Annotated in this window: 5 protein-coding genes; 4 read left to right on the top strand and 1 reads right to left on the bottom strand. The window is 31.2% G+C overall.

All coding sequences use genetic code 11. The annotated features are described in order from the left end of the window. Positions 1 to 38 precede the first annotated feature (38 nt). Positions 39 to 4088 carry a hybrid sensor histidine kinase/response regulator transcription factor gene (locus MY04_RS26210; protein ID WP_158297927.1) on the bottom strand — a complete coding sequence of 1350 codons (4050 nt, stop codon included), beginning with the start codon at positions 4086 to 4088 and terminating at the stop codon, positions 39 to 41. A gap of 684 nt (positions 4089 to 4772) precedes the next feature. On the opposite strand from MY04_RS26210, the gene MY04_RS26205 reads away from it, so the two are divergent. From MY04_RS26205 to MY04_RS26190, 4 genes are all read left to right on the top strand, one after another. Next, complete coding sequence (locus MY04_RS26205; RefSeq protein WP_158297926.1) at positions 4773 to 6071, top strand: hypothetical protein; 1299 nt, start codon at positions 4773 to 4775, stop codon at positions 6069 to 6071. A gap of 177 nt (positions 6072 to 6248) precedes the next feature. Next, positions 6249 to 8753 carry a T9SS type A sorting domain-containing protein gene (locus MY04_RS26200; RefSeq protein ID WP_084006148.1) on the top strand — a complete coding sequence of 835 codons (2505 nt, stop codon included), beginning with the start codon at positions 6249 to 6251 and terminating at the stop codon, positions 8751 to 8753. A gap of 45 nt (positions 8754 to 8798) precedes the next feature. Then, positions 8799 to 11915: a SusC/RagA family TonB-linked outer membrane protein gene (locus MY04_RS26195; protein ID WP_084006147.1), complete on the top strand. Its 3117-nt coding sequence runs from the start codon at positions 8799 to 8801 to the stop codon at positions 11913 to 11915. A 12-nt stretch (positions 11916 to 11927) separates the two neighbouring features. Continuing rightward, a complete protein-coding gene (locus tag MY04_RS26190; RefSeq protein ID WP_066215916.1) occupies positions 11928 to 13532 on the top strand; it encodes a RagB/SusD family nutrient uptake outer membrane protein in 1605 nt (534 codons plus the stop codon). Positions 13533 to 13538: the final 6 nt, after the last annotated feature.

Here is a 13538-nt window from a genome sequence, read left to right as displayed (position 1 = left end):
GAAGTTAATCTTTATTCTTAATCTTCGACACAAATAGTTTATTCTTTTAATGAAGTTGAATCCGGATTTTCTAATTGTTTCTTATACTGTGAAGGAAGCATTCCATATTTTGTTTTAAAGCATTTTCCGAAATATTTTGGAGTTGAGAAACCCACCATAAATGCGACTTCTGAAACTCGTATTTTGGGATCATCTTCCATAATTTGATGTGCTCTTTTCAATCGCATATCATTTAAGATCTCTTTTCCAGATAGGCCAGTTAAACTCTTAATCTTACGATAAAAGTTAGCATGACTCATGCCCATTTCTCTTTCTAAATTGTCAACGGTAAATTCAAGATCAGATAAGTTTTGCTCAATTGCATCATGAAGATTATCTAAAAATATTTTATCAGTAGATGGAAGATTTACCTTACTTGGAGTAAGTGTAATGACTTCTTTCTGACCTTTATCTTCAAAATATTTTTGTATAAGAATTTTACCATTAAGAATATTACTGATTTTCTTTAATAATAAATCCAAGTTGAAAGGCTTAATAATATAGTCAATCGCTCCTTGTTCCAGACCCTGAATTTGAGAAGAATAATCAGCTTTTGCGGTCAATAATACTATTGGGATATGGCTAATATTAATATCACTTTTTATTGCTTTACACATTTCAGTACCCGACATTTTTGGCATCATTACATCACTAAGAACGATATCAGGGTTTTCATTTTTTACAATTTCTAAACCTTCCATTCCATCAGCAGCTTGGAGGACATTGTAAAATGTACTTAACTCATCAGCCAAAAATTTACGTAAATCATTTTGATCTTCAACAATTAAAATCGTTTGTTTGTTTGAAGTGTCCTTTGGAGTATTTTCTTCTGCTTCTATGTTTATTTCTTTAGGAGTCTGTAAACTTGTTGTAGTAGGAGTAAGGTCTAACGGAATTAAGCAGGTGACCGTTGTGCCTTTTCCAAGATCAGATTGTATAGAGATATCTCCTTTATGTGCAACAATTAGATCTTTAGTATGTGATAATCCAATTCCATAACCACCACGGTTATCACTATTCTGATAGAATCTTCCAAATAGTTTATTTGGATTGTCTAAATTAAATCCACAGCCAGTATCAATTACTTTAAAACATAAATGCTCTTTATCCTGATGAATTACTCTAGAGATTTCAATATTTATTTCACCTTCATCAGTATATTTAATAGAATTTGAAATAAGATTAGAAAGTACTTTTGATAGTTTTCTACTATCAAAAACACATTCATCAATATCCGATTTATTAATTACATGATACTTTAAACCTTTTTCTTCTAAAGCATTTTGGAAAAGCTGAATTTCAAGGTTGAAGAAGTTTTCGATATGATGGTTAGTTGTACTCAATGTCATATTGCCAGTCTCAGCTTTTCTAACATCCAAAAGTTGCTCAATAAGATCTTGCAGTTTAGTGACATTGTTTAAGATTAAAGATAGACGATTTTTATCTTTGTCGTCCTGCTTTTTCTCTTTCAAAATTTGTTGGAGAGGAGCACTTATTAGGGTAAGTGGAGTTCTTAGATCATGAGAAATATTGACAAAAAAGCGAGTTCTCATTTCATCTAATCCCCTTAATTTTTCATTGTGTTCATTCTCAAGTATGATTTTATTTTTAGTGGTAATTTTAATGATTGAGAATTGAGTTACTAGATATAAAATGATGACGATAATTATACAGTAAATTAATATAGCCCACCATCTTAGGTAAAAAGGAGTGGCAATATGAATATTCAAACTTTGATTATAATCACTCCATAAACCATCGCTATTAGACGCTTTTAATTCGAAAATATAATCTCCATGAGGCAGGTTCGTATAGGTTGCTATTCGATCTTCAGAAGTTGTTTGATGCCATTTATCTTCAAAATTTTTCAACCTGTATTTATATAATATACTTTGAGGGTTATTATAATGTAACCCAGAGAATTCTAAACGAATATTATTTTCTTTTGGCGATAGATATAAATCCTTTAAAATCGAAATGTCTTTTTCAATATAAGGCACCCCAACTATATCAGAAAGAGGAGTAACAGTTTTATTATTAATTTGAAGTTGTGTGATTTTAGGCTTTAAAATTACATCTGATGATTTAATTTTTTGAGGGTAAAAAGAGTTGAAACCATTTATGCCCCCCATAAATATTTCATTATTATCTAACTTAAAATGACAGTTTTCTGAAAACTCTTTTCCTTGTAAACCATCATATATATTGTAATTATTGAATTGTTCTTTTTCTGGGTCAAAAGCAGAGATTCCATTATTAGTACCTAACCATAAGATATCATTATTATCTTTTACGATGGATTGTATCATATTATTAGGTAAACCATTTTTGGTGGTAAACACTTTATTCTTTCTTTCACCTTTTAATGAAAGTTTGTTTAAACCTTCAAATGTACCAATCCATAACGTTTGTTTATCATCTAAAATCATTGATCGGATAAAGTTATTACTCAAAGCATAATTTGGCGTATTTGTCGTAATTATACTTCCATGTTCCACTAATCCTTTATTATTTAGTTTTATGATTTTTAGACCATAGCCTTCAGTACCGATATATAAATATTTATTTTTTTTATCTAATGCTAATACTCTGGAATTATTTGGCTTACTAAAAGAGGAACTAATTGATTCTTGTAAAACTTTAATCTTATTATTCTCTATTTTTATTAAATGAACTCCTGATATTGATGCGATATAATATTCATTGTGGTGAATACCTTTTATGATATTAAAAACAGCAATATTATCCCAAGAATCTATTTTTTTGATAATACTCCCTTTCATGTAAACATAAGAAACACCATAGTTGTTGGCTATTAAAGAATAATTTGGGTCTGTTGTTTCACATATATCAAAAATAGCTTGTGAGGTGAACCCTTTAGAGATAAAGGTATTTTTTTCTCTATCATAGAGAAACAACCCATCGTTGTGTGTACCAATCCATAGATAATCCGAGTTTTGTGCATATAATGAACGGATGAAATTTGATTGATATTTATCGATATTTGGTGGAATCTTATAGGATATAAATGGTTTAAAAGCTTCATGATGTACTGAAATACCACTACCTAATGTACCTACCCAAATATTATCTTGAGAATCTTTATATAAGGAATACAGTAAGTCTGAACTTAAAGAACTATTATCGTGATACGAATAATTAATATGTTGAAAAATGTAATTTTTCTTTTTGAGGTTTTCCGCTGTAATAACATTAAGTCCACCATTATTTGTGGCAAAAAGTAAGTTTTTATTCTTATCGTAAATAATGTCTTTTACATGGTTGGAACTCAATGTAGAGTTTTCCACATTAATGTAAATATTAGACTGATCTTTAGGGTTGTAAATGGATAAACCTTCGCGATTATAAATACACCAAATTTGCTTATTATCATCAACAAATATCTTATATAGAGATTTTGGTGCAATAGGTAAATTATTTATTTCTTCATTTTCTAAATTTATATTATAGAGTTTTGTAAACGATACTGCATACATATGATTCCCATCAATAACTCCATGTTTTAGTTGTTTATTCTTATATAGATGTTTGAAGGAAAACTCATCTTTTGGTTTTTTCAGGTCAAGTCTGAACAAACCTTCTTTCGCGATGAATGCATATAAGTAATTCTTATAAATCAGTAATTGATTTATCCTTGGATGTTTTAATTTATTTGAAATATCAACCTGATATATTTTATGTGAAGGGATGTTATAGTAACAAAGACCTTGTTCAGTGGCAATCCAAATGTTTTGATTATCATCTTCTACCATGGCACGAATTGTACCGCTTGGAATTGTATTTGGATTTCCCTTTTCAGTATGAAAGATTTCAATTTTATAACCATCATAAACATTTAAGCCGTCCAAGGTTCCAAACCACATATATCCACGACTATCTTCTAAAAAGGAATAGATTTCACTTTGTGAGATTCCATTTGATGAATTAATATGTTGGAATCGATAACTTTTTACATCATCACCTGACACTACAAAAAAATGGGAAAGCATCAGGAAAGTGAAGTTTACAAAAAAATATAATTTTTTCAATTGATTTGTCGTAAGTAATAAGTTCAAAAAATATAGGAAAAATTAGATCTTAAAAGATCAATTTGTATTTAAAGACGATATAAATAATGATATCAATTATGTTCTATCAAAAAATATCTATAAAACTGAATGCTTTGAAGGTATCAAGCTTACTTTAGCTAAACATAACTGCCATAATAGTATAATGTGTAATTCTTTCATACCATAGTAAAGATACAATTATTAAAGAATATATGCATCCATATAATCCTTTTTTATGGTATTATAAGAATAGAATTTCTTACTATTTTATTAAAGTAATTAGATATAAAGAAATTATTTTTTTAGTTTCCTTTTTTAAAGGATCTGATTAGAATGATTCTAATTAGATATATTATTAACTTACATAATGATTCATTTTTTACAATTAAAATAAGGTATAATTAAATAACTATTTGATTTTTCTTCTCGTTTTTAAGCTTAATATAAATACTTAAAATCAGACATTTTTTTAACTTAATCATGACTTATGTATCTAATAAATAATTAGTTAGTGTTTGTTGTGTGAACTATAAAGCCTTATAGTATAGAGTAAAGTGAACAAAAAAGACTATTTATTGAACTAAATCCATGCTTTATTCTAACTGCCATGTTATTTTTTTGCAGTATGGATAATCTATTTTTTTAAACAAAGAAGAAATGAATATGAAATTATTTTTTATTTCCCTCCTAACATTAATAGTATCTACTTTATCATACAATAATGTTAATGCTCAGTCAATACCGTCTCTAGAAAATACTGATTTTGAAAATGAAACTGATTTATATAAATCTAATGATGTCTTTAATATTCAAGGATATACAATAAGCGGTACTAATGCAGAGTTAATGCTCGATGTAAAAAACTCAGGTTTAATAAAGGGAAAAGGGGTTAACGGATCACAAGCATTAAAAATTGTAACAAAAACGCCTTCTAGCTTAAAAAGAGCTTCACATAATATTTCTTTATTCACTGATCCGATTTCAGTAGATGTAAGTGAAAACGCAAACTTTTATTTCAACATAAAAGCAATGTCTGAATCTGAGGAAGAGTTTACTACAAAAAAACCTTTTTGGATTGAAATAAATTATTACAATGAATTAGGAAAAAGAGTGGAAAAGCCTTCTTACATAAAGGTTAAAAACAGAGGAGGTGTTCAGAATTTCATGGGAATGAGTAAAGATTTTAAAAACTTTTCTATAACTCTTGAAGTAAATACACCAAAAGAAAATGATGTGATAATTACTTCTGTACGTTTCCAAATGCAATTAGGCAACTATGACAATACTTACTACTTTGATGATTTTTCATTTATACCTCTAAAACAAAAAAGACCTTTAATAACGAACGTACCATCAGATGGAGAAATATTACCTCTTGAAAATGGAGACTTTGAAGTTCCAAAAGATTTAATAAAATCGAATAAGGTGTATAGAATTCCAGGCTTTTTAGTTAGTGGAATGGGTTTAAATGAAATGTTGGATATTGATCGGTCAGGTTTGGTAAAAGGTGAAGGTGTAAATGATTCACAGGCTTTGAAATTGACTGTAAAAAACTCAAAAGGAATCTCTCATCAAGTAGCCTTAGCAACAGATTTTACAGAGGTAGAAGCAAACGATGAAGGTGTATATACTTATCGTTTCAAGGTTAAAGCCACTGAGGTAAAATCATATGATAATCAACCTCCTTTTTGGATAAATTTGGAAACTTATGATAAAAAAGGAAAAAGACTGCAACAGCCAGCTCATCTTGAAATAATCACAAAAGGAGGGAAACAAAAAGACAGAAATTTACATGAAGGTTATAAAGAAGTTATCTACAAATTTATTTTAAATAAACCTTTAAAAAAGAATGAAGTTATAGGGAAATTTCGTCTTCAAATCCAAGCAGGAAAGTTTGATAATACGTATTTTTTTGATGACTTCAGCCTAATAAAAACACCTCTTAATAAAGAATCTAAATAAAAGGTTTACGACACCATATTAAGATATTTTGAGGTTAAGCAAGGATGGTTTAGCATGTTCATATTTTGTACATGTAAACCAACTATGAAAATATAATACTACATAAACAGCGTAACTTTTATTAAAAAGTACGCTAACAAAACTTCTCTTTACTAAAAAGCAAAAAACTTAAATGAAATGAAAAAAATTTTTACAATACTATTAGTAATGATAGGTAGTGCTGTATTGGCACAAGTACCTATTCCAATCCCTAATTCAGACTTTTCTGACAATACTTTTACTGTAAGTGGTAATAGGATTGATTTAGGTGGTGGTTTTCAGGTAAATACGAATCCTGTAAGCCCTCAGACTATAGAAGATTATATTGATCTCAATGCATCTGAAATTACTACAGAAGGGGGTGTTGATAACTCACCTGCATTAAAATTGATTACTAAACAGGATTTGAGTAACCAAGGTTATAGAGTATTAGTAATGACACCTTTTATCAACGTAAGCGAATATGTATTGAGTGGTGCGGTTTTTAAATTTAAATTTAAACTAAATGACGTCCCTTCAAGTAATCCTTTTTGGGGAACTCTTGATGTTGAAGATAAAGATGGAATAGAAGGTGTTACGGTTATTCCCAATGGAGGAAACATAAACCAAAAAATACCAAGCTTACCTTCTATGGTAGATGATTATGTTGAATATGAAGTAAGTTTAGATGAAAGTTATTCCTCTCTAGCCCGAACTATTCGATTAAAAATGCAAGCTGGTAAACATGCTCAAACATCAATGTTTGACGACTTTACTCTTGAAGTTAAAGGTCAAAAAAATACTGAAATAGTAAGTAGTTCTATATTTGGTGTAGAAGGTATTATCGATCATGAGAACGGAACGATAAATTTTGAACTTCCCCGAGGAACAAATATAGAAGCATTGACACCGAGTTTTGATTTAATAGCAAATTCCACTTTAGACAAAACGGGAGAACAAGATTTTACTTTACCTCAAGAATACACGGTAACTAATATCTTTGGAGATACAAAAACATACACAGTATCCGTTTCAACAATAAAACTAACAGAAGCAGACATTATCTCTTTTGAAGTAGCAGGTGTAGAAGTACCAATTACTACAGAAGGTGATGTAAATTATTTACGTCAAGAATTACCCTTTAATGTTGACTTATCTAATCTTACTCCTAATATTGTCATTTCAGAAGGAGCGACAATTTCTCCAGAATTGGGGCCTCAAGATTTTTCAACACCAATTACTTATACAGTTACAGCAGAAGATAAAATCAATTCTAATGATTATGTTGTTGAGCTTTCAAATTCGGTACCTTCAAATGCTGCAAATCTTTTAAGTTTTAAAGTGAGCTTATCTGATCGAGAAGTTTATGCAGACATCAATCATGAAGATAAGTTAATTTATAGTAATCTTGAAGATGGTACTGACCTAACTAATTTAATGACTGTTTTTGAAGTATCAGAGTATGCTTCCACTAACCTAGAGTCTGGAACCGTAATTGATTTTACTATAGAGAATGAGTTAGTGATCACCGCTCAAGATGGAGAAACAGTGAATAGATATACTATTCAGTTTGATAATTCATTTGTAGGATCAGATGAGAATTTTATCACTTACTTTAAAGTACATGACAAAGAGTTAGCCATTGATGAGGAAACAGGATTAATATCTGCAATATACCCTTACGAACAAGATCTGACAGGGGAAGTTGTACCAGAAATGATTATCTCAAATTATGCTACTGTTTCTCCAGGTTTAAATGAAGCAGTAGACTTCTCTCAAGGGATAGTAGAGTATACGGTCACATCTTATAATGGTGGCACGAATACCTATCAAGTTGTTTTAGAAAAGGAATTACCTCTGGAAGGCAATCAAATTGAAAGTTTAAAAATTTCAACTTTTTATTTAGATGCAGAAATAGATCATGAGGAAGGAACAGTAAAAGCTAATTTAGGTGAAGGAACTAATCTATCTATGATTACAGGAATTGAATATACACTTTCTAAAGCAGCAAAAATTATCCCACTACCTGAAGAGGTAAATGACTATTCAAGTCCAGTTGTTTTTACAGTGACAGCTCAAAATGGTGAATCAAAAGAGTATACTTTCATATTTACAGATAACCCATCAAGTGAAAATAAGATTGTAGCTTTTAAACTTCTAGACCAAGAAGCTTCTACAATTGAAGAATCATCTGAAGAAGTATATGAAGGAGCAGGACGAGTAGTGATCGATTTTGATGAGGGATATGAAGTAAGTAACGCAACTGCCGAAGTTATTTTATCACCATATGCTCATATATTTCCAAATCCTACAGAGGAACTTAATTATTCAAAACCAATAATTTTTACAATCACAGCTCAAGATGGTTCAGAAAAAGAATATGTTGTTTTTGCAAATGTGAAAGGTGATGTAACTTCTGTAAAAGATTTTGATAAGCAACAAGTTCATATGTATCCTAATCCCTCATCTAATTATATAACGGTGAGTAGTAAAAATACTATTGAGCAGTTGATGATTTATTCTACATTAGGAATTCAAGTGACGAAGTTATCTCCTTTGGAAAAGCAAACAACTCTTGACATTAGCTCTCTGCAAAAAGGAATGTATATCGTAATTATTAAAACGATAGCAGGAACAGAAAAAATGAGATTAATAAAGCAATAAGTAAATCAAAGCATAATATTATTTTCCTTTAAAAGATAAAGTAAAATGAATAATAAACTCCAATTCATCTTTTTATTCCTGATGTTTTTTTTGCTAAACATAGGGATAAAAGCACAAGATTTTTATACTGTAAAAGGAACTATTGTAGACAAGAATACAGAAGAACCTCTTATAGGGGTGACAGTTCTTTTGAAAGGGACAACAATAGGTACTATTACATCTTTTGATGGTAAGTATACGATCAGTATACCAGTTTCGGAAGATAGAAAAACATTGTTATATAGTTTTATTGGTTATAAGTCTATAGAAATTGATTTGACAACCCAAAAAGTTATAGATATATCTCTAGAGGAAGATATTGAAAAACTAGATGAAGTAATCGTTGTAGGTTATGGTACCCAAAAAAAACGTGATCTTACGGGTGCAGTGACTTCTCTTAAAGGGGAAAATGTCACGAAAGGAAATAATAACTCTTTACAGGAAGCACTTGCTGGTCGAATTGCCGGTGTGCAGGTAACTCAAACAGATAACGGTCCTGGAGCTGGAATAAATGTTACTATACGTGGGGGTAGTACTTTAACTGGCGGAAATCAACCATTATATGTGATTGATGGCTTCCCAATTTTACCAAATGATGATCCCGCATTTAATCCTTTAAACGACTTTAGTCCAAATCAGATCGAATCAATAGAGGTCCTTAAAGATGCGTCATCTACAGCAATTTATGGTTCTCAAGGAGCAAATGGTGTAATTATTATCACTACAAAAAAGGGTATTGAAGGTAAACCAAAAATTACTGCCGAATTTAGTTATGGAATTTCAGAATTAGCAGAAACACCAGAAATTCTTAGTCCAAATGAATATGCTGATTGGCAAATGAAGTTGCTAACAGACAGACAATTCCTTCAACCAAATGGAGCGAATGGAACGGAATACTTCCAATCAATTTATGATGGAACATATGGTTATGAGGGTGTTGTTTGGTTAGATGAAATAACTAGGCAAGCCAATACTATTAACGGTAATGTATCATTAACAGGTGGAACAAATAGTACTAAATATAGTGTCGGAGTAGGTTATTATGAACAAGAAGGTATTATTATTGGCTCAGGGTTTAATCGCTTTAATATTAATACCAAGTTAGACCAAAAAGTAAACCATAGACTTAAGATTGGAGCCACATTACAGTTCTCATCTTCACGTACTCAAGGTTTTAATAATTCATGGGATGAAAATTCAACAATAAAGAAAGCTTTACAAACTAATCCATATTTACCAAAAGATTTGGATGATAAAATTCTTCAAGAAATTGAAGAAGAAGCGGGTGTACCAATCAATAACTCTAATGCAGTAGACAATGTGATCACTTATGTAAATGAAGTGGACAAGCAATTAAATACAATGAGGGTAATGAATAACATCTTTTTGGATTATAAGATTGCAAATGGACTTACGTTTTACACAAGTTATGGTATAAATTATAACTTAAAAGAACAAACAGAATTTTATCCTTCTACTGTTAGACAAGGTTCACAAGTGAATGGCCTGGGTAAGATAAGAGATAATAAAGGCACTAACTCTGTTTATCAAGCAAGGTTGATGTATAATAAAACTTTCAATAAAGCACATAAATTGAACATTACTGGAGTATTCGAATCGAGAACAAGTGAGAATATTAACAAACTTATGCAGGTTCAGAATTTTGGAAATGAAACAAATGGAATTTTTGATTTATCATCGGCTCAGACAATTTTGCCACCATCAAATTTTTATACAGGATTTAATACATTATCAGGTTTGGGGCGTCTGAATTATGGGTATAAAGGAAAGTATCTAGTCACTGCGTCATTAAGAGCGGATGGTTCATCAAAGTTTAGTAACAATAACAAGTGGGGCTATTTCCCATCTCTTGGTATAGGATGGGTGGTCTCTGATGAAAATTTCATGAGTGATGCTCGCGCTTTTGATTTAGTAAAACTAAGAGCATCGTATGGTGTAACAGGCAATAATCAAATACCTCCATATAGATCAACTACTCAATACGGTCAGAATAATTATGTTTTTTCAAATTCCATGCACGCAGGTATTGTTCCTGTATCCATAGCGAATGAGAACTTAAGATGGGAGACAACATCACAATACAATGTAGGTTTAGATTTAGGTTTCTTCGAAGGGAAATTACAAATAACTGCCGAGGCATATTATAAGTATACTACCGACCTACTTTTGGAAGTTCAACTTCCTCCGACAACAGGTTTTGATAAAGGTCTTGCAAACATTGGTTCAATAAGTAATAAGGGGGTAGAATTATCTATCAATACAGTCAATATTGATAGAAATGGCTTTAAATGGACATCGGCATTGACATTTTCAAGAAACATCGGAAAAGTGATAGATCTAGGTGAAAGTGAGGAAATGTACTTCTCTAGAAACTTCTTCCATAAGATTAAAAATGATGTTGTCCTCAGAGAGGGAGATCCTATTGGTATGTACTATGGTTATGTTCAAGATGGAGTTTATAATAGCCAGTATGAAATTGATAATAGTCCAGAAAACAAAATAATATCAGCTGAAATAGGACAAATTAAATACTATGATGTAAATGGCGATGGTAAAATTACAGAAGCTGATAAAATTCCTTTGGCAAGTACCTTACCTGATTTTATTGGAGGATTAGCCAATGATATCTACTATAAGAACTTTGATTTAAGTTTCTTTTTTAGATGGAGTTACGGAAATGATGTGGTGAATGGTAATATCACTTACCTAGATAGAATTGGTTTTGGAACTATGAATACACTTAGATCTTTTACAAGCAATACTTACTCACCATCTAATCCAATGGGAACAATGCATGGTCAAGGAGACGATACTTATTCTGCTCAAATGAGAAGTAATTATATAGAGGACGGATCATTCTTAAAATTAGATTATATCACATTAGGGTACACCTTACCACAAAATGTGTATACAAAATCAGGCATCACAAGGTTAAGAGTTTTTGCTAGAGTTACAAACCCTTGGATGTGGACAAGATATACTTGGTTTGATCCTGAAGTAAGTACGGGCTATGGTACTGTAGCTAAAATTGGTCCTGGTGCTGATGTGGGAACTTATCCTAGATCAAGGACTTATAGTTTAGGTTTAACAATTGGGTTGTAAAATTTAAAGGAAATGAAAAAGAGATTATTATTAACATTATTCATAGGAGTTATATTTACTTCTTGTTCTAATTTCCTAGAAGAGGAGGTGCAGTCGAACCTTACTTCCAAGAACTATTATAAAAATAGTGCTGATGCTGAAACGGCTTTAATAGGAGTTTATGCTCAGTTACAAATTGATGGTGTTTATGGACAACATCAGCAGTACATAACAACTGATATAACACATACTGCATTTTGGAATACCAAAGGAGGAATTGGAAGCTACACCATGTCAGCAGAAAACTCCGAAGTTTTATTACCTATTTGGAAAGATCATTTTACAGGGATTAATAATGCCAATGATGTAATAGACAATGTTCCAAATATTGAAATGGATGAAGATAGAAAAATGGAAATATTAGGGGAGGCTAAATTCTTAAAATCCCTTTACTACTTCAATCTCATTCGATATTTTGGAGATGTACCTTACTTTGAACATTCTTTTACTTCTATTAATCAGGATTTACATTTTTCTAGAGATAAGGTGGATTATATATACCAACGATTAATAGAGAATCTTGAGTTTAGTATAGAAAATTTAAAAGGTAAGGGCGAAATGACAGTGGGGCGTGCAACAAAAGGAGCGGCACAGACTCTTCTTTCAAAAATCTATTTGACAAGAGCAAGTATGTCAGTTAGAGATAAAAAAGGTGATGGTAAAGAAGATTTTATCAAAGCAGCCAACTTAGCAATGGAAGTGATTAACTCGGGAGGTTATAAATTGTGTGATTATTATCCTGATGCATTTATTCGTGAAAATAAGAATAATGATGAAATCATCTTCGATATCCAATATCTTTCTGGAATTGGAGAAGGTAATTTTATAGGAATCCACATGGGTATTGGTGGAAATGTAGAACAAGGAGGTAGTTGGAACAATATAATTGCAACTGACTTTTACCATACTATGTTTGAGGAAAGTGATAGTGTACGTAAGGATTGGAATTCACCTCACTGTGAGGTAGGTTTTCAAGATGGAGAATGGAAACTTCGCTTTTATGATGAAAACCATTTTAGAGATTGGCGTTTGGCAAAGTATAGACGTTTCCCGATTCGTGATTCAAATTATATCTTTAAAGATTATGATATTCATTGGCCTGTTTTCCGCTTGGCAGAGGTGTATTTGATTTATGCTGAAGCAATGTTAGAAATTGAAGAGATGCCAACTCCTGATATTTTCGCACCTTTAAATAAGTTGAGAGAAAGAGCACGTTGGACCAATATAGGTGATATTCATGATGATATTTATCCAAGAACATTGACCTATAATGCTGATCAGTTACCTGATATTACAGCGAAAGATTATCCTAACTATGATGCTCTAAAACAGTATATCATGGACGAACGAGGTAGAGAATTAGGAGGTGAATGTAAACGTTGGTTTGATCTTGTTCGTTGGGGTAAATTACAAGAACGTATTCGTTTTTTAGAAAACCATATTCCTGAAGGTCGAAATAACCCAGAAAAACAATGGGATAAAGTAGCACCTAACATTAAGGATTATCACAATCTAATGCCCATCCCTTCTGTTGAAATTTTGGCTAATCCAAATATGTCTCAAAATACTGGTTATTAAAATTAA

The sequence above is a fragment of the Flammeovirga sp. MY04 genome, from assembly GCF_001682195.2.
GTDB classification, from domain to species: Bacteria; Bacteroidota; Bacteroidia; order Cytophagales; family Flammeovirgaceae; genus Flammeovirga; species Flammeovirga yaeyamensis.
The sequence above is the reverse complement of the archived record's forward strand: the minus strand, read 5'-3'. Positions and strand labels throughout refer to the sequence as shown.